The sequence below is a fragment of the Streptomyces sp. NPDC044063 genome (genome assembly GCF_056434285.1).
Map to the genome: position 1 here is coordinate 16,535 of NZ_JBWKFM010000011.1, position 22,022 is coordinate 38,556.

A 22,022-nucleotide genomic window follows, 5' to 3' on the forward strand; every position below is an offset into this window, starting at 1 on the left:
AACGGCCACCCCGCGCCGTGGTACGGTTGTTCCTACAACGGCGCGGGGTGGAGCAGCTCGGTAGCTCGCTGGGCTCATAACCCAGAGGTCGCAGGTTCAAATCCTGTCCCCGCTACTCAAAGACAAGGCCCGGAGTTCATGGACTCCGGGCCTTGTCGTGTACCGGGGCCGCCCCGGGCCCCTCGCCGGGGGCCGCCGGGGCCAGAACACGCGTCCAGTGCCCGGCACGCGCGGTCTGTGCGGGTTGTGTGCGGGGGCTTTGATTAGAGTTTGGGGCACCACCGTGTCGGGAAGTCGGGAAGTCGACAAAACGCTGAAGTGACCTCACTGGCTGCGGTATTCCAGGTGTACGCAGGTTGCGGGAGTGCGACGATGGGACTTATGGGGGACAAGGCGAGGCTGTTGGAAACACGTCGGCTTGTAGCGGCTCCCGGCGACGGGAGCGATCAGAACCACGAGGACCCGTCGTCCTACGACCCGGGGGAAGGCGCTTCCGACGCCACCGACGCGGTCGACCTGGAGCTGGAGACGGCCCGCCGCCGTGCCGCCGAGTCCGGCGACCCCGCCTCGCTGAGCATGCTCGGCGCCCTCCTGCTGCGCCGCGGCGACCTCGACGGCGCCGAGCGCCACCTCCGCGCCGCCACCGCCGAGGGGGACCGCTCCGCCGCCAACAACCTCGGCGTCCTGCTGCACCAGCGCGGCTACGCCGACGAGGCCGCCGGCTGGTGGCGGGTGGCCGCCGTGGCCGGCTCCGCCCCCGCCGCCCACGCCCTCGGCCGCTATCACCGCGAGCGCGGCGACGAGCCCGCCGCCGAGTACTGGCTGCGCCAGTCCGCCGAGTCCGGCCACGCCCTGGGCGCCTACGCGCTGGCCGACCTGCTGGAGCACCGCAGCGACGTCGGCGCCGAGCGCTGGTTCCGCAGCGCCGCCGAACGGGGCCACCGCGAGGCCGCGTACCGCCTGGCCCGGATACTCGACGGCCGGGCGCCCAAGCCGTCGGCCGTGCCCGGAGTCCTCGGCGAGGCCCTCGGCCCGCTCGGCCGGCAGGCCTCCGCCGGGCCCGACACCTCGGTGCGCGAGCTGCGCGCCGCCGCGGCCAACGGCCGCCAGGACGGCCCGGCCGGCGAGGCCGAGCAGTGGTACCGGCAGGCCGCGGCCCGCGGCCACCGGCGCGCCGCCCTCCACCTGGGCACCCTGCTGGAGGCCCGCGGCGAGATCCACGAGGCCGCACGCTGGTACCTGACGTCCGCCAAGGACGGCGAGCCGCGCGCCGCCTGCGCGCTGGGCTTCCTGCTGCGCGACGCCGGGGACACCGACAGCGCGGCCGAGTGGTGGCGGCGCGCCGCCCAGGAGGGCGACGGCAACGCCGCCAACGCCCTGGGCGCCCTCCACGCCGACCGCGGCGAGTCCCAGCAGGCCGAGCGCTGGTACCGCACGGCCCTGGACGCCGGCGACATCAACGGCGCCTACAACCTCGGCCTGCTCTGCGCCGAACAGAGCCGCACCGCCCAGGCCGAGCAGTGGTACCGCCGCGCCGCCTACGCCGGCCACAAGGAGGCCGCCAACGCGCTGGCCGTGCTGCTGCTCCAGGGCGGCGACTCCGCGGGAGCCGAGCCCTGGTTCTCCAAGGCCGCCGAGGTGGGCAGCGTCGACGCCGCGTTCAACCTGGGCATCCTCTACGCCGGGCGCGACGAGGAGCAGCTGGCCTTCCAGTGGTACGAGCGGGCCGCCGCCGCCGGGCACACCGAGGCGGCCCTCCAGGTCGCGATGGCCCTGCTGCGCGACGGCGGCACCGAGGACGCCGAGGCGGCCGAGCGCCACCTGCGCGTCGCGGTGCGCGGCGGCAACGCCGAGGCCGCCTTCCGGCTGGGCGCGCTGCTCGACCGCGACGACGCCACCCGCCCGGACTGCGAGGAGTGGTACGAGCGGGCCGCCCGGCAGGGCCACCGGCGGGCCCAGGTGCGCCTGGGCATGCTGGTCGCCGAGCGCGGCGACGGGGCCGGCGCGGCGCACTGGTACCGCGCGGCAGCCGAGGCCGGCAGCCGTATCGGCGCCTTCAACCTCGGGCTGCTGCTGGCCCGCGAGGGCCGCGAACAGGAGGCGGCGCGCTGGTGGGCACGGGCCGCCGAGGCCGGGCACGGCCGGGCGGCGCTGCGCCTGGCGCTGCTCGCGGCCCGCCGGGGCGACCTGGCCGAGGGGCGGCTGTGGTGCGCCCAGGCGGTCGAGCTGGGCCCGGCCGAGGTCGCCGAACGCGCGGCCCGGCTGCGCGACGCGCTCCAGCAGGAGCTCACGGCGTAGGGCGCGCCCCGGCGGCCACCGCGCCCCGGCGGCCACCGCGCCCCGGCGGCCACCGCGCGCCGGTGGCCACCGCGCGCCGGTGGTCACGCCCGGTGCACGCCCGGGGGCGATCAGGCGTTTGCGTGGACCGTCACGGACGGGTTAAGGTGGGTGAACCGACGCGGGGTGGAGCAGCTCGGTAGCTCGCTGGGCTCATAACCCAGAGGTCGCAGGTTCAAATCCTGTCCCCGCTACTGACACGAAGGCCCGGATCCTTAGGATCCGGGCCTTCGTCGTGTCTCCGGGCGCCCCGCGCGGGCGGGGCCCACGCGGCCGCGCCTCACGCCGTGGCGCACTCCGGGCACAGGCCCCGGTAGGTCACGTCGACCGCGGACACCAGGAAGCCGAAGCGCTCCTCGTCCGGCAGGCCGGCCACCAGGTCGCCGGACGGGTGGACGTCGCGGATCGTGCCGCACCGCGAGCACACCAGGTGCTGGTGGGCGTGGTGGGCGTTGGGGTCGTAGCGCTTGGCGCGGCCGTCCGTGCACACCTCGAGGACCTCGCCCAGTGAGACCAGCTCGCCGAGGGTGTTGTAGACCGTCGCGCGCGAGATCTCGGGCAGTAGATCGGCCGCCCGGGCGTGGACCTCGTCGGCGGTGTAGTGCACGTGGTCCCCGTCGAGCACTTCGGCGACGACGCGTCGCTGCGCGGTCAGCCGCCAGCCGCGGCTGCGGAGCCGTTCCAGCAGGTCACTCATGCCATTCACCTATCCGTCAGATAGCACCAGCGTAGCAGCGGGGCCTGTCCACACATGGAGCGCGTATTTCTATGGGACCCATCTTGACTTAGACAGGGTCCAATGTAAGGATCGTTCTCGGTCGGGCCGGGAGAGATCGGTGCCCGGCACAGGACATCTGACGACGGAGGCGCACGTGACCACGGCGAACGGCGAGGCGGCAACCACGACGGGCCCGCTGACCACGGAGTCCGGAGCTCCGGTCGCGGACAACCAGAACAGCGAGACGGCCGGCCCCGGCGGGCCCATGCTGATCCAGGACCAGCTGCTGCTGGAGAAGCTCGCGCACTTCAACCGCGAGCGCATCCCGGAGCGCGTCGTCCACGCCCGCGGCGCCGGCGCGTACGGCACCTTCACCGTGACCGCCGACGTCAGCCGCTGGACCCGGGCGGCCTTCCTCTCCGAGGTGGGCAAGCAGACCGAGACGTTCCTGCGCTTCTCCACCGTCGCGGGCAACCTCGGCTCGGCCGACGCGGTCCGCGACCCCCGCGGCTTCGCGCTGAAGTTCTACACCGAAGAGGGCAACTACGACCTCGTCGGCAACAACACCCCGGTGTTCTTCATCAAGGACGCCATCAAGTTCCCCGACTTCATCCACACCCAGAAGCGCGACCCGTACACCGGCTCGCAGGAGGCGGACAACGTCTGGGACTTCTGGGGTCTGTCGCCCGAGTCCACCCACCAGGTGACCTGGCTGTTCGGCGACCGGGGCATCCCCGCCTCGTACCGTCACATGAACGGCTACGGCTCCCACGCCTACCAGTGGAACAACGAGGCCGGCGAGGTCTTCTGGGTCAAGTACCACTTCAAGACGGACCAGGGCATCGAGAACCTCACCCAGGACGAGGCCAACAGGCTCGCCGGTGAGGACCCCGACAGCCACCAGCGCGACCTGCGCGAGTCCATCGAGCGCGGCGACTTCCCGACCTGGACCGTGCAGGTGCAGATCATGCCGGCGGACGAGGCGGCGCACTACCGCTTCAACCCGTTCGACCTCACCAAGGTGTGGCCGCACGAGGACTACCCGCCGATCGAGATCGGCAAGCTGGAGCTCAACCGCAACCCCGACAACGTCTTCGCCGAGGTCGAGCAGGCGATCTTCTCGCCGGCGCACTTCGTGCCGGGCATCGGCCCGTCCCCGGACAAGATGCTCCAGGGCCGCCTCTTCGCCTACGGCGACGCCCACCGCTACCGCGTCGGCATCAACGCCGACCACCTGCCGGTGAACCGCCCGCACGCCACCGAGGCCCGCACCAACGGCCGCGACGGCTACGCCTACGACGGCCGCCACGGCCGCGGCAAGAACTACGAGCCCAACAGCTTCGGCGGTCCCGCCGAGACCGGCCGCCCCCTGTGGCAGCCGCTCCCGGTCACCGGGGCGACGGGCAGCACCGAGGCTCCCTCGCACGCCGAGGACGACGACTTCGTCCAGGCGGGCACCCTCTACCGGCTGATGTCGGAGGAGGAGAAGGAGCGCCTGATCGCCAACCTGGCCGGCTTCATCGCCAAGGTCTCGCGCGACGACATCGTCGAGCGGGCGATCGGCAACTTCCGCCGAGCGGACAACGACTACGGCAAGCGGCTCGAAGCCGCGGTCCAGGCCCTGCGCGGCTGATAAGCCACACTGGACGCTTGCCGTACAAACGGAGAGGCCGGACGCCAAGGGGCTCCGGCCTCTCCGGCCTTTTCCCCGAAGGGACGTCAGGCCGTCAGCGCGCCGGCCCGCTCGTGCTCCCGTTCCCGGTCCGCCTCCCGGGGCATGGACCGCAGCCAGCAGCGGATGATGTCGCGCACCGACACCACACCGACGGCCCCGTGGCCGTCGAGGACGATCAGGTGCCGGAACTCGCCGCGGGACATGGCGGCGGCCGCCTCCTCCAGCGTCCACTCGGGGGCGGCGAAGACGACGTCGGTGGTCGTGTGGCCGTGGGCGGTCTCGCGATCGGGGTCGTGGCCCGCCCCGACCGCGTTGAGTATGTCGCGTTCGGTGAGGATGCCGAGGCCGCTGGTGTCGGGGTCGAGGACGACCGCCGCGCCGATGCTCCGCGCGGACATCAGCCGGGCCGCCTGGCGGAGGGTGTGTGCCGGGCCGATGGTGAGGACCACCGTGCTCATGGCGTCGCGGACGAGCATGGCTTGCGCCACCTCCTTCGTGGACTGCGCGAGTCCCGGGAACGGTGAACCGGGGGCGGTGGACGCCCCGTTGGGTTCACAAGTTCACAAGCGCCGGGAGTGCCAGAGTGGCATGCCGTCGCACGACCCCACAAGGTCCGCGAACCAAGGAGCTTTGCCTAATTTTTACGCACGCCTGGTGGGTTTGAAACCCTCACTGCTTCAGATAACCGAGCAACTCGTCGTGGAGCAGCCCGTTCGAGGCCGCGGCGTTGCCGCTGTGCGGGCCGGGGATGCCGTCCAGGCCGGTGAACCGGCCCCCCGCCTCCTCGACGATGATCGCGTTCGCCGCCATGTCCCACAGCGACAGCTCCGGTTCGGCGCAGATGTCCACCGAGCCCTCGGCCACCATCATGTACGGCCAGAAGTCGCCGTAGCCGCGGGTCCGCCAGCAGTCGCGCGACAGGTTCATGAAGCCCGGCAGCAGGCCGCGCTCCTCCCAGCCGGACAGCGAGGAGTACGCGAACGACGCGTCCTCGATCCGGCTCACCTGCGAGGTCCGCAGCCGGGTCGCCGACAGCAGGCTCCGGCCCGTGTAGGCGCCCGAGTCCTTCGCCGCCCACCACCGCCGGCCCAGCGCCGGTGCCGACACCACGCCCACGACCGGGTGGAAGCCGCCCTCGCCCTGCACCATCAGGGAGATCAGCGTGGCCCAGACGGGCACCCCGCGCACATAGTTCTTGGTGCCGTCGATCGGGTCGACGACCCAGCGGCGGGGGCCCATGCCCTCGCTGCCGAACTCCTCGCCCAGCACGGCGTCGCGCGGCCGCGCGCGATGGAGGTGACCGCGGATCAGCTCCTCGGCGGCCTTGTCCGCCTCGCTCACCGGAGTCATGTCCGGCTTGGTCTCGACCTTCAGGTCGAGAGCCTTGAACCGGTCCATCGTGGCCGCGTCGGCGGCGTCCGCCAGGACGTGGGCCAGGCGCAGATCATCGTGGTAGTCCGACATGCTCCGCACATTACCCGTGGCCAACGCCAGGTCGCGTGCGGCGCGGCCTGCCGGGACTCTTGACACCGTCTGGCGGCGCGTCAATCCTGTGCCTGGCCCCAACCGTCGTGCGGCCGTACGGCCGGGGAGGCGACGATGCCCGCGGCACGAGAGCTCTTGCTGGACGCGGCGTTCACGGCGCTCGGCGCCCGGCCCTGGAACGGGGTCCGGATGGTCGACGTCGCCGCCGCGGCCGGGGTCTCCCGGCAGACCCTGTACAACGAGTTCGGCAGCAAGGACGGCCTGGCCCGCGCCCTGGTGCGGCGCGAGTCGGACGCCTTCCTCGCCGGGGTGGAACGTTCCCTCGCCGACACCGCGGCCCGTGGTGGGGCCGACGCCGGGGACTGCTGCGCCGCGGCCGCCGTCTGGACGCTGCGCACGGCCCGCGCCAACCCCTTCGTCCGCGCCGCCCTGACCGGCTGCCGCGGCGACCGGCTGCCGCCCGCGGCCGCCCCGCCGCTGCCGTCGCCCCGCTCCGCCTTCGGCCGGCGCCCGGCGCGCGGCGCGGCCTCGCCCCTCGCGCTGGCCGAACGCCTCCGTGACAGCGCCCTCGGGGCGCTCGGCGTGCTCGCCGCTGACCGGCCGCCGGACGGCGCGCCCGATCCGGAGGGGATACGGGCGCGGCGGGCCTGCGAGGCGGCCGTCCGGCTGACGCTGTCCTACGTGGTGGCCCCGGCCGGCTCCGACGAGGAGGCGGCGGGCGAGATCGCCCGGCTCGTACGGACCCTGCTGGCGGCGCCGCCGGGCGCGCCGTAGGGCGCCGGGCTCAGTGCGCCGAGCCGGACAGTTGCAGCCCGATGACGCCGACGATCACCAGCGTGATCGAGACGATCTTGAGGACGGAGACCAGGTCGCCCAGGAAGACCATGCCGTAGATCGCGGTCCCGGCCGCGCCGATGCCCGTCCAGACGGCGTACGCCGGGCCCACGTCCAGCTTGCGCAGCGCCAGGGTGAGCAGCCCGAAGCTGCCCAGCGCGAAGCAGGCGAACGCGATCGTGGGCCACAGCCGGGTGAAGCCGTGGGAGAGCTTGAGGCAGACGGCGAAGCCCGTTTCCAGCAGTCCGGCGACCACGACCAGCAGCCACGCCATCAGATTGCCTCCCGTTTCGCGGACCGCCCCGCGGGTCCCGGCGTTCCTCATGCCCTTGCCGCCCGCGGTCACTCGCAAACGTAGGCGATCAGTCGCCTTCGCGCCGCTCCCTCGTCGACAGCAGCCGGCGCAGGGAGTACAGCCGCTGCGGATCGGCGTGCCCGTCCTCGACCCACTGGTCCAGGGCGCAGTCCTTCTCGTCGTGGCTGCACGCGCGCGGGCACTCCTCGGTGCCGGGCTCCAGGTCGGGGAAGGCGTGGATGACGCGCGACGGGTCCACGTGGTGGAGGCCGAACGACCGGACGCCCGGGGTGTCGATGACCCAGCCCGACCCGTCCGGCAGCGGCAGGGCCAGCGCGGAGGTGGTGGTGTGCCGGCCGCGGCCGGTGACGGCGTTGACGTGCCCGGTGGCCCGCTGACGGTCCGGCACCAGGTGGTTGACCAGGGTGGTCTTGCCGACGCCGGAGTGCCCGACGAAGGCGGTGATCCGGCCCGCCAGGCGCTCGCGCACCCGGTCGGCGGCCTCCCCGTCGGCCAGCTCCTCGCGGTTGGTGACGACGTAGGGCACGCCCAGCGCCCCGTACGACGCCATCAGCGTCTCCGCCGGGGCGAGGTCGGACTTGGTCAGCACCAGCAGCGGTTCGAGGCCCGCGTCGTAGGCCGCGACCAGACAGCGGTCGATCAGCCGGGGGCGCGGCTCGGGGTCGGCCAGGGCGGTGACGATCGCGAGCTGGTCGGCGTTGGCGACGACCACGCGCTCGTACGGGTCGTCGTCGTCCGCGGTGCGGCGCAGCACGGAGCTGCGTTCCTCGACGCGGACGATGCGGGCGAGGGTGTCCTTGTCGCCGCTGAGGTCGCCGACGACCGCGACGCGGTCGCCGACGACGGCGCTCTTGCGGCCCAGCTCGCGCGCCTTCATGGCGACGATGGTCCGGTCCTCGACGAGGACGGTCAGCCGGCCGCGGTCGACGGTCAGGACGAATCCCTCGGCGGCGTCCTCGTGCTTCGGCCGGATGTTGGTACGGGGGCGGTTGCCCTTGCGGTTGGGGCGGACGCGGACGTCGTCCTCGTCGGTGTGCTTGCCGTAGCGGCGCATGGTGCTTCCAGGGTCTCTCAGCTTCTCGGCGCCGACGTCGCCCCCGCGACGGAGCCGAGCATCCCGGTCCACAGGGCCGGGAAGTCGGGAAGGGTCTTGGCGGTGGTCGCCACGTTCTCGACCTCGACGCCCTCGACGGCCAGGCCGATCACGGCGGCGGCGGTGGCCAGCCGGTGGTCGTCGTAGGTGTGGAAGACGCCGCCGTGCAGCGGGCGCGGGCGGATGCGCAGGCCGTCCTCGGTCTCGGTGACGTCGCCGCCGAGCTCGTTGATCTCCTTGGCCAGCGCGGCCAGCCGGTCGGTCTCGTGCAGCCGCAGGTGGGCGATGCCGCGCAGGACGGACTCGGAGTCGGCGAGCGCCGCGACGGCCGCGATGACCGGGGTGAGCTCACCGACCTCGTGGAGGTCGGCGTCGATGCCGTGGATGCGGCCGGTGCCGGTGAAGGTGAGCCCGGCGTCGGTGAGCCGGCAGGAGCCGCCCATGGACGTGAAGATGTCGCGCAGCGCGTCGCCCGGCTGGGTGGTGCGCTCGGGCCAGTCGGGGATGGTGACCCGGCCGCCGGTGACCAGCGCCGCGGCCAGGAACGGCGCGGCGTTGGAGAGGTCGGGCTCCACGACGAGGTCGCGGCCCAGCAGGGCGCTGGGGGAGACCCGCCAGACGTCGGGCTCGCCCCCGGACTCGGGGGTGTCGACCTGGGCGCCGGCCGAGCGCAGCATGTCCACGGTCATGCGGATGTGCGGCATGGACGGCAGGACGGCGCCGACGTGGCGGACCTCGACGCCCTGGTTGAAGCGCGGGCCGGAGAGCAGCAGCGCGCTGACGAACTGCGAGGACGAGGAGGCGTCGATCTCGACCGGTCCGCCGTCCAGGGCGCCGGCGCCGTGCACGGTCAGGGGCAGGGCGCCGCGGTCGTTGTCGTCGATGCGGGCGCCCAGGACGCGCAGCGCGTCGATCACGCCGTGCAGGGGGCGCTCGTAGCTGCGGGGGTCGCCGTCGAAGCGGACCGCGCCGTCGGCCAGGGCGGCCACCGGCGGCAGGAAGCGCATGACGGTGCCGGCGTTGCCGACGTCGACGGTGGCCGGGCCGTGCAGCCGGGCGGGGATGACCCGCCAGGCCTCGCCCGTGCCGTCCGGGCCCACGCCCTCCTCGATGCCCACACCCAGGGCGCGCAGCGCGTCGGCCATGAGCAGGGTGTCGCGGGAACGCAGCGGGCGGCGCACCCAGCCGGGCTCGGCGGCGAGGGCGGCCAGGACCAGGGCACGGTTGGTGACCGACTTGGATCCGGGCACGGTGACGGTCGCGTCGACCGCTCCGGTGGCGTGCGGCGCGGGCCAGAGGTCAGGGTGCACGGGGCTCTCGGTCATGCCCTTACCTTACTGACGTTCTCGTCGTGGTCCGGTACGAGAAGCCCGGCGTCCGCGTGCGAACGGCCCCGCCGGGGTCCCCGCGGGGCCGGGTTCACAGGCCCAGCAGCCAGCGGCCGCCCCCGGTCAGGCTGCACAGGGTGACGACGTGGAACAGGCCGAGCCACACGGCGGCGGGCAGGTTCGTCAGCCGGGCCAGCTGGTCGGCGTCGGAGTCCGCCGCGCCGCCGTGCCGGCGCTTGGTCTGCAGCTCGAAGGGCGGCCGGACGCCGCCGAGCAGCAGGAACCACACCACTCCGTAGGCGAAGGCCGCCTGCACCGTGGGCCCGGTGAGCCAGGAGACCAGCGCGAACGCCGCGCCCGCGAGCAGCACGGTCAGCACCCCGTAGGCGTTGCGGATCATCACCAGCATCGCGGCCAGCAGGGCCGTGGCGCCCCACAGCAGGGCGGTGACGTGCCCGGCGGCGAGGAGGGCGGCCCCGGCGAGGCCGAGCAGGGAGGGGGCGGTGTAGCCGGCGGCCGCGGTGAGGACCATCCCGATGCCGGTGGGGCGGCCGCGGGAGACGGTCAGCCCCGAGGTGTCGGAGTGCAGCCGGATGCCGTCCAGCCGGCGGCCGCTGATCAGGGCCACCAGGGCGTGGCCGCCCTCGTGGGCGATGGTGACGGCGTTGCGGGTGATCCGCCAGACGCGGTGCGGGGCCACGGCGGCCAGCGCGACGGCGGCGGTGACGGCTATGAGCCACACCGGGGGGTGCGGCTGGGTACCGAAGACGCTCCACGGGCCGGCCCACAGGTCGGTGGCGGTGGCGCTGTTGTCCATTTCTGAGCCGCTCCTAGCGTCTTCGTGGCAGTGTGGCACTCATGTGCGGGCGATATGCGGCGAGCCGGCGGCCGGAGGACCTGGCCGGGCTCTTCGGGGTGGAGAAGTGGGTACCGGAGGAGACGCTGGCTCCGGACTGGAACGTGGCGCCGACGAAGAGCGTCTACGCGGTGCTCGAGCGTCCTGGGAAAGACGCAGCCGACCGCCGTCCGGTTCGTCAGCTTCGTGCCCTGCGCTGGGGGCTGGTCCCGTCGTGGGCGAAGAACCCCGACGGCGCGGCACGCATGATCAACGCACGGGCCGAGACCGTCCACGAGAAGCCCTCCTTCCGGCGGGCCTTCGGGGCACGCCGCTGCCTGCTCCCGGCGGACGGCTACTACGAGTGGGTCACCGGCGCGCAGGAGCGCGAGCTGGAGGAGCAGGGCCGCCGCAAGCGTGCCCGCAAGCAGCCGTACTTCGTCACGCCGGCCGACGGCTCGGTCATGGCGATGGCCGGGCTGTACGAGTTCTGGCGCGACCCCACGCTGCCGCCCGACCACCCGCGGGCCTGGTGGGCCACCTGCTCGGTGATCACGACCGAGGCCGACACCGAGCCCTTCGCGGGCGCGGGGAACGGTGGGCCGGGGGAGGAGCCCGGGCCGCGCTCCCTGGCGGAGATCCATCCGCGGATGCCGCTGGTGCTCCCGGCGGAGCGGTGGGCCGACTGGCTCGACCCGGCGCGCACCGAGCCGGAGGAGCTGCTGCCGCTGCTGGCGCCCCCGCCGGCCGGGCGGCTGCGGGCGTATCCCGTGACCACCGCGGTCAGCGACGTCCGCAACAACGGGCCCGAGCTGCCGGCGGAGCTGCCCGCGCCCGAGGAGGCGACGCTGTTCTGAGCGGCGGTGTCGCGGGCGGCGGTCGCCGCCCCGGGTGGCCGGCGGTGGAGGATGGGCGGATGACCGCGCACAGCAACGTGACCGTCCAGGACGTGCCCACCCCCGCCGGGGACGCCCGCGTCCACTGGCACCACGCGCCGGACGCCCGGCTCGTGCTCGCCCTCGGGCACGGCGCGGGCGGCGGCGTCGAGGCGCGCGACCTCGTGGCGCTGGCTGCCGCCCTGCCGCCGGCCGGAGTGACCGTCGCCCTGGTCGAACAGCCGTGGCGGGTGGCGGGGAAGAAGGTCGCCCCCGCGCCCCGCACCCTCGACGAGGGCTGGCGGGCCGTCTGGCCCGCGCTGACCGCGCCCGGCCGGCCGGTCGTCGCCGGCGGCCGCAGCGCGGGCGCCCGCGTCGCCTGCCGCACGGCCGTGGAGCTCGGCGCCGCCGGCGTGCTCGCGCTGAGCTTCCCGCTGCACCCGCCGGGCCGGCCGGAGCGGTCCCGGGCCGACGAGCTCACCGGCTCGGGGGTGCCCACGCTGGTGGTGCAGGGTGCCCGTGACCCGTTCGGCCGCCCCGAGGAGTTCCCGTCCGGCACGGACCCCGTCGTCGTGCCGTACGGCGACCACGGCTTCGCGGTGCCGAGGAAGGCGGACGTCACCCAGGAGGACGCGCTGCGGGTGATCACCGAGGCGGCCGGGGCCTGGCTCCGGACGCTCGCGTAGGCGGTCGCGCGGCCGTTCCGCAGCCGTCCGGGGGGACTTCGTCCGGAGCGGGAATGATCCACCGCGCGTCGCTGTTGTGCCATCTGTTACGCGTACCGGCACAGACGAAGGAATGGGAGCTCCCGTATGGGTTCGATCGCATGCCCGTCCCGCCCGCAGACGGCCGACCAGGGTTGGGCGGTCATGGGTGTGGCCCAGTCGGCCCTGGCCGGAGCGGCGAGCGCACCGGATCGTCGTCTATTCTCCGATTCGAGCGGGTCCGGCCTGGGCTCCGCCGTCGTGCTGGAGGAGGTGGGTCCGGTCACTGGGACCGACGCGGGGGCCGGCGACCGCCGCGAGCGGGAGCCCGCCGAGAGCACGGCGGAGCGCAACGCCCGTTTCGAGCGCGACGCCCTCACATTCCTCGACCAGATGTACTCGGCCGCGCTGCGCATGACGCGCAACGCCGCGGACGCCGAGGACCTGGTGCAGGAGACGTATGCCAAGGCCTACGCGTCCTTCCACCAGTTCCGTGACGGTACGAACCTCAAGGCGTGGCTCTACCGCATCCTGACGAACACGTTCATCAACTCGTACCGCAAGAAGCAGCGTGAGCCGCTGCGCAGCGCGTCCGAGGAGATCGAGGACTGGCAGCTGGCGCGCGCCGAGTCGCACATGTCGACGGGGCTGCGCTCCGCCGAGTCGCAGGCGCTGGACCACCTTCCCGACTCCGACGTCAAGGAGGCCCTTCAGGCCATTCCGGAGGAATTCCGCATCGCGGTCTACCTCGCGGACGTGGAGGGCTTTGCCTACAAGGAGATCGCGGACATCATGGGTACCCCCATCGGCACGGTGATGTCCCGGCTGCACCGCGGTCGTCGGCAGCTGCGCGGACTGCTGGAGGACTACGCCCGCGAGCGCGGTCTGGTCCCGGCCGGGGCCACCCCCGCGCCGAACGGTTCCGACGAGGCGCACAATCGGAAAGGCTCGGACTCATGAGCTGCGGAGACCCGCACGAGACGGACTGCTCTGAAGTCCTCGACCACCTCTACGAATACCTCGATCACGAGATGCCCGAGGGCGACTGCGCCAAGTTCGAGGTGCACATCGACGAATGCTCGCCGTGCCTGGAGAAGTACGGGCTGGAGCAGGCGGTGAAGAAGCTGGTCAAGCGCTGCTGCGGCCATGACGACGTCCCCACCGACCTCCGTGCGAAGGTCATGGGCCGCATCGATCTCATCCGGGCCGGGCACGCGGTGCCCGAGCAGGACGTGGTGGCGGAGGCCGCCGCCGCCGAGGCCGCGCAGCACGACTGAGCCGGGCGGTGATCCGCGCGGCACGGCCGCGTCGGGCGATCCCGCGACCGGCGATCCTGCGATAGCAGTGATCCAAACCACCGCACCAGGGAACGTCACCCGAACGGACGGCGGATTCCCCGTGCGCGGTTCTCCGGGCTCTCCTGAGCCTATTCTCCCCATCCAGACGCCATGTCCGAGGGTCGGGGAGGACGCGCCATGTGGGCACTTCCGGCGGCGGCGCGCGCGTACATCGCGTGTGCCGTGGTCGCCGCCGCGGCGTGCGCCGTGCCCGCCCTGCGGAACGGTTCCGCCGTGCCCTGGGGCGAGATCGCGGTCCTCGCCGGGGTCCGCGCCGCCGGCGAGCGGCTCCCGCGCCGGCCCCTGAGACTGCCCGTGCTGATCGCCGCGGCGGTGCTGCTGCCGCCCTCCGTCGCCTGCCTGGTGGCGGTGCCCGGAGCGTTCACGGGACGGGTGGGCCGCCGCCCGGTGTGGGTGCGGCGGGCCTGGCACGCCGCGCAGTCCTCCCTGGCCACCACCGCCGCGTCGTACGTCTACGGCGGTGTGCCGGGCGCCCCCCGCGCGCTCACCGCGGCGGACTTCCCGGCCGTGCTGCCGGCGGGGCTCGCCGCCGGCCTCGTCCTGGTGCTCGCCGCCGCCCTCCTGGACGGCGGGGTGCTCGTCACCGCCGAGGGCCGCGCGCCGCGCGCCGCCTGGGGCGGCCCACTGCCGGCGCTGCTCGTGCCGGCCCTGGCGCACGGCCCGACGGGCCTGGTCATGGCGCTCCTGTGGCACAGCCCGTACGGGCCCCCGGCGGCGCTGCTGGTGCTGCTGCCGGTGTCGGTCTCCTCCTGGGCCCAGGGCCGCTGCCGCCGCGAGCGGGCGGCCCACCAGGCCACGGTGCGCGCCCTGGTGCAGGCGGTGGGCCTCAAGGACCGCTACACCCGGGGCCACAGCGAGCGCGTCGGGCGGGCCTCCGCGCTGATCGCCCGCGAGCTGGGCATGAGCGGTGACCGCCTGGAGGCGCTGCGCTTCGCCGGCACGCTGCACGACGTCGGCAAACTGGCGGTGCCCACGGGGCTGTTGCGCAAGGAGGGCCCGCTGACGCCGGAGGAGCGGCGGCTGATCGAGCTGCACCCCGAGTACGGCCATGAGATGGTCCGCGGCATCGGTTTCCTGGACGAGGCCCGGGCCGCGATCCTCCACCACCACGAGCGGCTGGACGGCACCGGCTATCCGTACGGCCTGGCCGGACGTCAGATCCCCGAGGTCGCCCGGGTGGTGGCGGTGGCCGACGCCTTCGACGCGATGACCTCCACCCGCAGCTACAGCCGCGCCCGCCCGGTGCCGGCGGCCCTCGCCGAGCTCGACCGCTGCTCCGGCTCGCACTTCGACCCCCGCATGGTCGCCGCGCTGACCCGCGCCCTCGACCGCCACGGCTGGCATCCGGAATCCACTATTCCGTCCAGCCGAAACGTCCCTGTTGATCACTGTTCCGTCCTGGGTCCCCCCGTGGGCCCGCCCGTGGCGGGCAACCGTACGGACCGGGGTGGTCCCGGATGAGAACACCACCGCCGCAGGCCCTGACCTGCTGCGACGCGCCCGGCGGCTGCCGGGTGGCCCCCGGCCGGACACCGCCGGGACCGGCCGCGACCGCCGGCGGGAGGGCGGCCGCCGAGCCCCCCGGAGCCGCCCCGGGCGCCTGCCCCGCCGCGTCGGCCGCCGCTCCGCCGGGGCCTCCGGCGGCGCCCCCGCCGGTGCCCCCGCCGGACCGGGCGGCGGACCCCGGCCGGGCCGGCGGCGCCTGGACCGCCGCCCCGCGCCCCGCCGGCCCCCGCGCCGCGCCCCGGGGCGGAGCGCTCGTCCGGGGCGTGCACGTCGTCGCCGGGGTCGTGGCGCTGGCCGCGCTGGGGTGCACCGCCTGGCGGGGCGTGGCCCAGCCGCAGGTGGCGCTGGCCTACGGAGTGCTGATCGCGGTGGGCGAGGCCGCCCGGCGCACGCCGCGCGGCGCCGGGGCCGGGGCGCGCGAGACCGCGCCCGTGGGAGCCGCCGGCACCCTCGCGTACGCCCTGCTCGGCGAGGTCGGCGGGCAGCCGGCCGCGCACGGCGCCGCCCAGGTCGTCGCCGTCGCGCTCGGCGCGACCCTGGCCGGCGCGGTGGGCCGCCCGCCCGCGCTCGACCGGCTCGCGCGCCGGGTGCTGAACGCCGGGTTCGCCGCCGTCTGCTTCCAGCCACTGCACGGCCTCCCCCCGAGCCCCCTCCACCCCCTGCTCCTGCTGCTGCTCCTGGGCCTCACCGGCCTCTGCGACGCCGTCCTGGCCGCCGCGCTCGCCCGCTCCCGCGCCGGCGGCGGACCGTACGGGCCCCACCTGCGGGAGGAGCTCCGCACGCTCCCCGGCATCGGCTCGGCCATCGCCGCCGGCGGCGTCGTGATGGCGCTGGCCGTGGCCGCCGCGGGGCTGTGGGCCTTGCCGGTGGTCTGTCTGCCGCTGCTGGTCACCCAGCTGTCCGTGCACCGCTACGAGGCCGTACGGGCCACCCGGCGCCAGACCGTCGCCTCCCTGGCCCGGACCACCGAGATCGCCGGCTACACCGTCCCGGGCCACGCCCGGCGCGTCGCCGCCCTCGGCCGGGCGGTCGGCCGGGAGCTGGGGCTGTCCGGCGCCGACCTCACGGTGGTGGAGCACGCGGCGCTGATGCACGACATCGGCCAGCTCTCCCTGCCCGAACCGGTCCCCGCCGGGGCGACCGAGCCCCTGCCGCCCGACGAGCGCCGCCGCATCGCCCTGCTGGGCGGCGCCGTGGTCCGCCGGACCGGCGTTGCGCCGGACGTCGTACGGGTGGTCGAGCAGCAGGCGGATCCGTACCGGGACCAGCCGCTCACCGCCCGTATCGTGCGGACCGTCAACGCCTACGACGACCTGGCCGGCGATCCGGCGTGCGGCCCGCTGCGCGCCCTGGAACGCCTCCGTCTGGCCACCGCGTACGACCACGAGCCCCGGGTGGTGGAGGCGCTCGCGACGGTGCTCGCGCGCGGGGCGCCCGCTCCATCCGGCCCCTGACGGCCGCCGCGGAAGGGGACTGGCCCGCCGAACCCACGGGTAATGAGCGGGCGTCCGAAGGGGCATGGTTGGATGCGAAGAGACGAAGAGAATGGCGAGAAAGCGGAAATCGGGGGGTGTCGTGCGCGCGGTCGTCGGCAAGAAGGCCCGGCAGGGCGGTGTGCGCCGCCCGGTCCGTCCGGCGTGGTGGCACGCAGAACACGAAGAGACCGGCAGGCGGGAATCGTGAGGATCTTCGGCAAGGTACGGCACCGGCCTTCCGCCTCGTGGCGGCAGGCGACCGACCGTGCCTTCACACTCATCGGCGACGGCCGGTACGAGGACGCGGGCGCGCTGCTGACGCGCGCGGCCGACATGGAGCCCTGGCTCTCCGAGTCCTGGTTCAACCTCGCCCTGCTGCACAAGTTCCGGCACGACTGGGAGCAGGCCCGCGCCGCCGGGCTGCGCGCGGTGGCGCTGCTGGACCGGGAGGCCGGCGCCCCCGACTGGTGGAACGTGGGCATCGCCGCCACCGCCCTGCAGGACTGGCCGCTGGCCCGTCGCGCCTGGCAGGCGTACGGCCTCCGGGTGCCCGGCGAGGGCGGCCCGGCCGGCGAGCCGACCGGCATGGAGCTGGGCAGCGCCGCCGTCCGGCTCTCGCCGGAGGGCGAGGCGGAGGTCGTCTGGGGCCGCCGGCTGGACCCGGCGCGCATCGAGGTGCTCTCCATCCCGCTGCCGTCCTCCGGCCGCCGCTGGGGCGAGGTCGTGCTCCACGACGGCGTCCCGCACGGCGAGCGGGTGACCGCCGCCGGGCCCTCCTACCCGGTCTTCGACGAGATCGAGCTGTGGGCCCCCTCACCCGTCCCCACCTGGGTGGTGCTGCTGGAGGCCGCCACCGAGGCCGACCGGGACGCCCTGGAGCGGCTCGCGGCCGACGCCGGGTTCGCCGCCGAGGACTGGTCCTCGTCGGTGCGCCTGCTGTGCCGTACGTGCTCGGAGAGCCGGATGCCCAGCGACGAGGGCGACGGCGAGCACCTCGACCCCCACGACCACAGTGAGCCCGGCCACCCCGGCCCGCTGGGGCACCGCACGGCCGGCTCCGGCTCGGGCTCCCTGTGGGTGCCCGAGCGCGAGTGCGGCATCGCGGCACCCGCCGGGCTGGTCAGGGGCCTGCTGGACGGCTGGGTGGCCGACAGCCCGGACACCCGTGAATGGCGGGATCTGGAAGAGGTCTGCTGAACCGCCTCCGCGGCCCCCTTACCCTGGAGAGACCCAGTGGACTCAAGGCACGATAGTGCTTTCGGGTTGTGAGAGAGGCATACGGCGGACATGGCGCAGCAAGAGACTGAGCAGTCGGTGAACGAAGAGCCGAAGAGCGAGTTCATCGTGGACACCGAGGACTGCGAGGAGCGCGAGCGGGCCCACCGCGAGCGCGGCACCTCCCGCCCGATCACCGTCGTCGGCAACCCGGTGCTCCACAAGGAGTGCCAGGACGTCACCGAGTTCGGCGACGATCTGGCCCGGCTGATCGACGACATGTTCGCCAGCCAGCGCACCGCGGAGGGCGTGGGCCTCGCCGCCAACCAGATCGGCGTGGACCTCAAGGTCTTCGTCTACGACTGCCCGGACGACGAGGGCGTGCGCCACGTCGGCCACGTGATCAACCCCGTCCTGGACGACCTGCCGGCCGATCGCCGCATCCTCGACGACTCCAACGAGGGCTGCCTGTCGGTCCCCACCGCCTACGCGGCCCTGGCGCGCCCCGACTACGCGGTGGTGCGCGGCCAGGACATGCACGGCAACCCGATCGCCGTCGAGGGCACGGGGTACTTCGCGCGCTGCCTCCAGCACGAGACGGACCACCTGTACGGCTACCTGTACATCGACCGCCTGTCGAAGCGGGACCGCAAGGACGCGCTCCGGCAGATGGCGGAGGGCACGCCGCGCTACCCGGTCGTCGCCAACGACTGACCGCCGCCGACCGACCGCCGGCGACGCGAAAGGGCCCGTACGGAACACGTTCCGTACGGGCCCTTCGTCATGACGCGCGCGTCGTGACTAGAACTCCTCGTCGAAGCCGACGGTGCCCTCGACCGCCACCTGGTAGGCGGAGGCGCGGCGCTCGAAGAAGTTGGTGAGCTCCTGGACGTTCTGGAGCTCCATGAAGGAGAAAGGGTTCTCCGAGCCGAAGACCGGGGCGAAGCCCAGGCGCTGCAGACGCTGGTCGGCGACGCACTGGAGGTAGTCGCGCATGGACTCGGTGTTCATGCCCGGCAGACCGTCGCCGCACAGGTCGCGACCGAACTGCAGCTCGGCCTCGACGGCCTCCTTCAGCATGTCGGTGACCTGCTGCTGGAGCTCGTCGTCGAAGAGCTCGGGCTCCTCCTGGCGGACCGTGTCCACGACCTCGAACGCGAAGTTCATGTGCATGGTCTCGTCGCGGAAGACCCAGTTGGTGCCGGTCGCCAGGCCGTGCAGCAGGCCGCGGCTGCGGAACCAGTACACGTAGGCGAAGGCGCCGTAGAAGAACAGGCCCTCGATGCAGGCCGCGAAGCAGATCAGGTTGAGCAGGAAGCGACGGCGGTCGGCCTTCGTCTCCAGAGCGTCGATCTTCTCGACCTCGTTGATCCACTTGAAGCAGAACTGCGCCTTGTCGCGGATGGAGGGGATGTTCTCCACGGCCGCGAACGCCGCGGCGCGCTCCTCCGGGTCGGGCAGGTAGGTGTCGAGCAGCGTCAGATAGAACTGGACGTGCACGGCCTCCTCGAACAGCTGCCGCGACAGGTACAGGCGCGCCTCGGGCGAGTTGATGTGCTTGTACAGCGTCAGCACGAGGTTGTTCGCCACGATCGAGTCACCGGTCGCGAAGAACGCGACCAGGCGGCCGATCATGTGCTGCTCACCCGGGGACAGCTTGGCGAGGTCGGCGACGTCCGAGTGGAGGTCGACCTCCTCGACGGTCCAGGTGTTCTTGATCGCGTCGCGGTAGCGGTCGTAGAAGTCCGGGTACCGCATGGGGCGCAGCGTCAGCTCGAAGCCGGGGTCGAGCAGGTTCTTCTGGCGTTCGGTGGACATTACTGGCAAGCCTCGCAGGACTCGGGGTTCTCAAGGGAGCAGGCGATGGCGTCCGCGTCGGGCGCGGCCTGCTGCACCGGGATCGTGGCGGGGGCGGCCGCACCGCCGGACGCCGCGCGGGCGATCCGGGTGGCCGGGCGGGAGCGCAGGTAGTACGTCGTCTTGATGCCCTGCTTCCAGGCGTACGCGTACATCGAGCTGAGCTTGCCGATGGTGGGCGAGGCCATGAAGAGGTTCAGCGACTGGCTCTGGTCGAGGTACGGCGTACGGGCCGCGGCCATGTCGATCAGGGCGCGCTGCGGGATCTCCCAGGCGGTGCGGTACAGGTCGCGGACCTCCTGCGGGATCCACTTCATGTCCTGGATCGAACCGTTGGCGTCGGTCATGGCGTCACGGGTGGTGCGGTCCCACACGCCGAGCTTCTTGAGGTCGTCCACCAGGTAGGTGTTGACCTGAAGGAACTCGCCCGAGAGCGTCTCGCGCTTGAACAGGTTGGACACCTGCGGCTCGATGCACTCGTAGACGCCCGCGATGGACGCGATGGTGGCCGTCGGGGCGATCGCCAGCAGCAGCGAGTTGCGCATGCCGACCGCGGCGATCCGGGCGCGCAGCGCCTCCCAGCGGTCCTCCCACGCCGCGACGGCGTTGGGGTAGTGGTCCGGGTGCAGCACACCGCGGGCGGTGCGGGTCGCCTCCCAGGCCGGGTGCGGGCCGTGGCGCTCGGCGAGGTCGGCGGAGGCCTCGTACGCCGCGAGCATGATCCGCTCGGAGATCTTGGTGGAAAGGGCCTTCGCCTCGGCCGAGTCGAAGGGCAGGCGCAGGCGGAAGAAGACGTCCTGCAGGCCCATCAGGCCCAGGCCCACCGGGCGCCAGCGGCTGTTGGAGCTGCCGGCCTGCTCGGTCGGGTAGAAGTTGATGTCCACGACGCGGTCGAGGAAGGTGACGGCCGTGCGGACCGTGCGGTCCAGCTTCGCCCAGTCCATCTCGCCGTCGGCGCCCAGGTGCTGCGCCAGGTTGACGGAGCCCAGGTTGCAGACCGCGGTCTCGCCGTCGTTCGTGACCTCGAGGATCTCGGTGCAGAGGTTCGAGGAGTGGACGACCGCGCCCTTCTCCGCCGTCTGGTTGGCGGTGCGGTTGGCGGCGTCCTTGAAGGTCATCCAGCCGTTGCCGGTCTGCGCGAGGGTGCGCATCATGCGGGCGTAGAGCACCCGGGCCGGGATGGTCTTGACGGCCTTGCCCGCGGCCTCGTAGGCGCGGTAGGCGGCGTCGAACTCGTCGCCGTAGAGGTCCACCAGGTCCGGCGTGTCGGCGGGGGAGAACAGCGACCAGTCGGCGTCGGTCTCCACACGGCGCATGAACTCGTCCGGGATCCAGTGCGCGATGTTGAGGTTGTGGGTGCGGCGGGCCTCCTCACCGGTGTTGTCGCGGAGCTCCAGGAACTCCTCGATGTCGGCGTGCCAGGTCTCCAGGTAGACGCAGGCCGCGCCCTTGCGGCGGCCGCCCTGGTTGACCGCGGCGACGGAGGCGTCGAGGGTGCGCAGGAACGGCACGATGCCGTTGGAGTGGCCGTTGGTGCCCCGGATCAGCGAGCCGCGGGAGCGGATGCGCGAGTAGGACAGGCCGATGCCGCCCGCGTGCTTCGACAGGCGCGCCACCTGGTGGTAGCGGTCGTAGATCGAGTCCAGCTCGTCCAGCGGCGAGTCCAGCAGGTAGCAGGACGACATCTGCGGGTGGCGGGTGCCGGAGTTGAAGAGCGTGGGGGAGGAGGGCAGGTAGGAGAGCGTGCTGGTGAGCCCGTAGAGCTCGGCGACGTCGTCCAGGGCCCGGGTGGAGTGGTCCTCGGCCAGGCCGCAGGCCACGCGCAGCAGGAAGTGCTGCGGGGTCTCGATCACGTTGCGGGTGATCGGGTGGCGCAGCAGGTAGCGGCTGTGCAGGGTGCGCAGACCGAAGTAGCCGAAGCGGTCGTCGGCGCCGTCGATCAGCGCCTTCTCGACCAGTGCGTCCAGGCGCTCGGCGTGCTCCTCGACGAACGCGGCGGTCTCGTCCGCGATCAGGCCCTCGCGGTGGCCGACGGCGACCGAGGCGGAGAAGGAGGTGGCACCCTCGCCGGCCGCCTCGTCGGCGATGGCGCGGGTGAGCAGCCGGGCGGCGAGCCGGGAGTACTCCGGCTCCTCGGCGATCAGACCGGCGGCGGCCTCGGTGGCGAGGGAGCGCAGCTCCGCCTCGTCCGAGGCGGCGCTGCGGCCGCGCAGCGCGGCGGCGGCGACCTTGCCAGGGTCGGTGGCGGGAAGGTCGGCGGTGAGGTCGGTCAGGGTGCGCAGCAGCGCGGTCCCCGGACCGGCGGTCGCTTCCGCGTTCTCTGAGACCGGATCGGCGGGCGCGATGGTCACGTGTGGCTCTCCCTCGCTCGGCTGGGTGGGCCGGGCGGGAGCGCGCGACGGTCGCGTACG

The 22,022-nt window shown here is 73.6% G+C and carries 20 protein-coding genes and 2 tRNA genes; 13 read left to right on the forward strand and 9 right to left on the reverse strand.

What is annotated here, in order from left to right:
- Nucleotides 1-41: 41 nt before the first annotated feature.
- The 3 genes from AC07BS_RS15575 (at nucleotide 42) to AC07BS_RS15585 (ending at nucleotide 2,531) form a co-directional block, all read left to right on the forward strand.
- Nucleotides 42-115: transfer RNA gene (locus AC07BS_RS15575), tRNA-Met, on the forward strand.
- A gap of 257 nt (nucleotides 116-372) precedes the next feature.
- Nucleotides 373-2,298 carry a tetratricopeptide repeat protein gene (locus AC07BS_RS15580; protein WP_478642711.1) on the forward strand — a complete coding sequence of 642 codons (1,926 nt, stop codon included), beginning with the start codon at nucleotides 373-375 and terminating at the stop codon, nucleotides 2,296-2,298.
- A 159-nt stretch (nucleotides 2,299-2,457) separates the two neighbouring features.
- Nucleotides 2,458-2,531 (forward strand) — tRNA-Met (locus AC07BS_RS15585).
- Between the two features lie 86 nt (nucleotides 2,532-2,617).
- Here AC07BS_RS15585 and AC07BS_RS15590 read toward each other — a convergent pair.
- Complete coding sequence (locus tag AC07BS_RS15590) at nucleotides 2,618-3,034, reverse strand: Fur family transcriptional regulator (protein ID WP_478642708.1); 417 nt, start codon at nucleotides 3,032-3,034, stop codon at nucleotides 2,618-2,620.
- A gap of 157 nt (nucleotides 3,035-3,191) precedes the next feature.
- Between AC07BS_RS15590 and AC07BS_RS15595 the strand changes: the two genes are divergently transcribed.
- Nucleotides 3,192-4,688 carry a catalase gene (locus AC07BS_RS15595; protein ID WP_478932745.1) on the forward strand — a complete coding sequence of 499 codons (1,497 nt, stop codon included), beginning with the start codon at nucleotides 3,192-3,194 and terminating at the stop codon, nucleotides 4,686-4,688.
- Between the two features lie 86 nt (nucleotides 4,689-4,774).
- On the opposite strand, the gene AC07BS_RS15600 is transcribed toward AC07BS_RS15595, so the two are convergent.
- Entirely contained in the window at nucleotides 4,775-5,206 is a 432-nt protein-coding gene (locus AC07BS_RS15600) for a CBS domain-containing protein (RefSeq protein ID WP_478643212.1), read from the reverse strand.
- A gap of 193 nt (nucleotides 5,207-5,399) precedes the next feature.
- Nucleotides 5,400-6,194, reverse strand: a complete 795-nt coding sequence (hisN, locus tag AC07BS_RS15605; RefSeq protein WP_478642706.1) for a histidinol-phosphatase — start codon at nucleotides 6,192-6,194, stop codon at nucleotides 5,400-5,402.
- Between the two features lie 135 nt (nucleotides 6,195-6,329).
- Between hisN and AC07BS_RS15610 the strand changes: the two genes are divergently transcribed.
- Nucleotides 6,330-6,989, forward strand: coding sequence for a TetR/AcrR family transcriptional regulator (locus AC07BS_RS15610; RefSeq protein ID WP_478642703.1), 660 nt, complete (start codon nucleotides 6,330-6,332; stop codon nucleotides 6,987-6,989).
- A gap of 10 nt (nucleotides 6,990-6,999) precedes the next feature.
- Here AC07BS_RS15610 and AC07BS_RS15615 read toward each other — a convergent pair whose 3' ends face one another.
- The 4 genes from AC07BS_RS15615 to AC07BS_RS15630 all read right to left on the reverse strand — a co-directional run bounded on the left by AC07BS_RS15615 (nucleotide 7,000) and on the right by AC07BS_RS15630 (nucleotide 10,603).
- Nucleotides 7,000-7,323 (reverse strand): DMT family transporter, encoded by a 324-nt coding sequence (locus tag AC07BS_RS15615; RefSeq protein WP_478642701.1) that lies wholly within the window; start codon nucleotides 7,321-7,323, stop codon nucleotides 7,000-7,002.
- Between the two features lie 88 nt (nucleotides 7,324-7,411).
- The gene (rsgA, locus tag AC07BS_RS15620; protein WP_478932556.1) at nucleotides 7,412-8,419 is read right to left on the reverse strand and encodes a ribosome small subunit-dependent GTPase A; all 1,008 of its coding nucleotides are present in this window, start codon (nucleotides 8,417-8,419) and stop codon (nucleotides 7,412-7,414) included.
- Between the two features lie 17 nt (nucleotides 8,420-8,436).
- Complete coding sequence (gene aroA / locus AC07BS_RS15625) at nucleotides 8,437-9,783, reverse strand: 3-phosphoshikimate 1-carboxyvinyltransferase (protein ID WP_478642697.1); 1,347 nt, start codon at nucleotides 9,781-9,783, stop codon at nucleotides 8,437-8,439.
- 94 nt (nucleotides 9,784-9,877) lie between these two features.
- Nucleotides 9,878-10,603, reverse strand: a complete 726-nt coding sequence (locus tag AC07BS_RS15630; protein WP_478932558.1) for a M50 family metallopeptidase — start codon at nucleotides 10,601-10,603, stop codon at nucleotides 9,878-9,880.
- Between the two features lie 41 nt (nucleotides 10,604-10,644).
- Here AC07BS_RS15630 and AC07BS_RS15635 point away from each other — a divergent pair, with 41 nt between their 5' ends.
- The 8 genes from AC07BS_RS15635 (at nucleotide 10,645) to def (ending at nucleotide 18,468) form a co-directional block, all read left to right on the forward strand.
- Nucleotides 10,645-11,478 carry an SOS response-associated peptidase gene (locus tag AC07BS_RS15635; protein ID WP_478932560.1) on the forward strand — a complete coding sequence of 278 codons (834 nt, stop codon included), beginning with the start codon at nucleotides 10,645-10,647 and terminating at the stop codon, nucleotides 11,476-11,478.
- 59 nt (nucleotides 11,479-11,537) lie between these two features.
- Complete coding sequence (locus AC07BS_RS15640; RefSeq protein WP_478642692.1) at nucleotides 11,538-12,182, forward strand: alpha/beta hydrolase family protein; 645 nt, start codon at nucleotides 11,538-11,540, stop codon at nucleotides 12,180-12,182.
- Between the two features lie 291 nt (nucleotides 12,183-12,473).
- On the forward strand, nucleotides 12,474-13,160 hold the full coding sequence (locus AC07BS_RS15645; RefSeq protein WP_478643209.1) for a sigma-70 family RNA polymerase sigma factor: 687 nt from the start codon (nucleotides 12,474-12,476) through the stop codon (nucleotides 13,158-13,160).
- Nucleotides 13,157-13,477, forward strand: coding sequence for a mycothiol system anti-sigma-R factor (gene rsrA, locus AC07BS_RS15650; RefSeq protein WP_478642691.1), 321 nt, complete (start codon nucleotides 13,157-13,159; stop codon nucleotides 13,475-13,477). Before AC07BS_RS15645 ends, rsrA begins: the two co-directional genes overlap by 4 nt.
- 198 nt (nucleotides 13,478-13,675) lie before the next feature.
- Nucleotides 13,676-15,019 (forward strand): HD-GYP domain-containing protein, encoded by a 1,344-nt coding sequence (locus tag AC07BS_RS15655; RefSeq protein ID WP_478932562.1) that lies wholly within the window; start codon nucleotides 13,676-13,678, stop codon nucleotides 15,017-15,019.
- The gene (locus AC07BS_RS15660; RefSeq protein WP_478932564.1) at nucleotides 15,016-16,518 is read left to right on the forward strand and encodes an HD-GYP domain-containing protein; all 1,503 of its coding nucleotides are present in this window, start codon (nucleotides 15,016-15,018) and stop codon (nucleotides 16,516-16,518) included. Before AC07BS_RS15655 ends, AC07BS_RS15660 begins: the two co-directional genes overlap by 4 nt.
- A gap of 225 nt (nucleotides 16,519-16,743) precedes the next feature.
- Nucleotides 16,744-17,736 carry a tetratricopeptide repeat protein gene (locus AC07BS_RS15665; RefSeq protein ID WP_478642687.1) on the forward strand — a complete coding sequence of 331 codons (993 nt, stop codon included), beginning with the start codon at nucleotides 16,744-16,746 and terminating at the stop codon, nucleotides 17,734-17,736.
- 90 nt (nucleotides 17,737-17,826) lie between these two features.
- Entirely contained in the window at nucleotides 17,827-18,468 is a 642-nt protein-coding gene (def, locus tag AC07BS_RS15670) for a peptide deformylase (protein ID WP_478642685.1), read from the forward strand.
- 87 nt (nucleotides 18,469-18,555) lie between these two features.
- On the opposite strand, the gene AC07BS_RS15675 is transcribed toward def, so the two are convergent.
- Both AC07BS_RS15675 and AC07BS_RS15680 read right to left on the reverse strand, forming a co-directional pair.
- On the reverse strand, nucleotides 18,556-19,572 hold the full coding sequence (locus AC07BS_RS15675; RefSeq protein WP_478642682.1) for a ribonucleotide-diphosphate reductase subunit beta: 1,017 nt from the start codon (nucleotides 19,570-19,572) through the stop codon (nucleotides 18,556-18,558).
- Nucleotides 19,572-21,962: a ribonucleoside-diphosphate reductase subunit alpha gene (locus AC07BS_RS15680; RefSeq protein ID WP_478932568.1), complete on the reverse strand. Its 2,391-nt coding sequence runs from the start codon at nucleotides 21,960-21,962 to the stop codon at nucleotides 19,572-19,574. The genes AC07BS_RS15675 and AC07BS_RS15680 overlap by 1 nt, the downstream gene beginning before the upstream one ends.
- Nucleotides 21,963-22,022: the final 60 nt, after the last annotated feature.

What these genes read in the sequence shown, in the direction of transcription:
- AC07BS_RS15580 (WP_478642711.1), top strand. Translation starts at nt 373, where the DNA reads ATGGGACTTATGGGGGACAAGGCGAGGCTGTTGGAAACACGTCGGCTT.
- AC07BS_RS15590 (WP_478642708.1), bottom strand. Translation starts at nt 3,034, where the DNA reads ATGAGTGACCTGCTGGAACGGCTCCGCAGCCGCGGCTGGCGGCTGACC.
- AC07BS_RS15600 (WP_478643212.1), bottom strand. Translation starts at nt 5,206, where the DNA reads ATGCTCGTCCGCGACGCCATGAGCACGGTGGTCCTCACCATCGGCCCG.
- hisN (WP_478642706.1), bottom strand. Translation starts at nt 6,194, where the DNA reads ATGTCGGACTACCACGATGATCTGCGCCTGGCCCACGTCCTGGCGGAC.
- AC07BS_RS15610 (WP_478642703.1), top strand. Translation starts at nt 6,330, where the DNA reads ATGCCCGCGGCACGAGAGCTCTTGCTGGACGCGGCGTTCACGGCGCTC.
- AC07BS_RS15615 (WP_478642701.1), bottom strand. Translation starts at nt 7,323, where the DNA reads ATGGCGTGGCTGCTGGTCGTGGTCGCCGGACTGCTGGAAACGGGCTTC.
- rsgA (WP_478932556.1), bottom strand. Translation starts at nt 8,419, where the DNA reads ATGCGCCGCTACGGCAAGCACACCGACGAGGACGACGTCCGCGTCCGC.
- aroA (WP_478642697.1), bottom strand. Translation starts at nt 9,783, where the DNA reads ATGACCGAGAGCCCCGTGCACCCTGACCTCTGGCCCGCGCCGCACGCC.
- AC07BS_RS15630 (WP_478932558.1), bottom strand. Translation starts at nt 10,603, where the DNA reads ATGGACAACAGCGCCACCGCCACCGACCTGTGGGCCGGCCCGTGGAGC.
- AC07BS_RS15635 (WP_478932560.1), top strand. Translation starts at nt 10,645, where the DNA reads ATGTGCGGGCGATATGCGGCGAGCCGGCGGCCGGAGGACCTGGCCGGG.
- AC07BS_RS15640 (WP_478642692.1), top strand. Translation starts at nt 11,538, where the DNA reads ATGACCGCGCACAGCAACGTGACCGTCCAGGACGTGCCCACCCCCGCC.
- rsrA (WP_478642691.1), top strand. Translation starts at nt 13,157, where the DNA reads ATGAGCTGCGGAGACCCGCACGAGACGGACTGCTCTGAAGTCCTCGAC.
- AC07BS_RS15655 (WP_478932562.1), top strand. Translation starts at nt 13,676, where the DNA reads ATGTGGGCACTTCCGGCGGCGGCGCGCGCGTACATCGCGTGTGCCGTG.
- AC07BS_RS15660 (WP_478932564.1), top strand. Translation starts at nt 15,016, where the DNA reads ATGAGAACACCACCGCCGCAGGCCCTGACCTGCTGCGACGCGCCCGGC.
- def (WP_478642685.1), top strand. Translation starts at nt 17,827, where the DNA reads ATGGCGCAGCAAGAGACTGAGCAGTCGGTGAACGAAGAGCCGAAGAGC.
- AC07BS_RS15675 (WP_478642682.1), bottom strand. Translation starts at nt 19,572, where the DNA reads ATGTCCACCGAACGCCAGAAGAACCTGCTCGACCCCGGCTTCGAGCTG.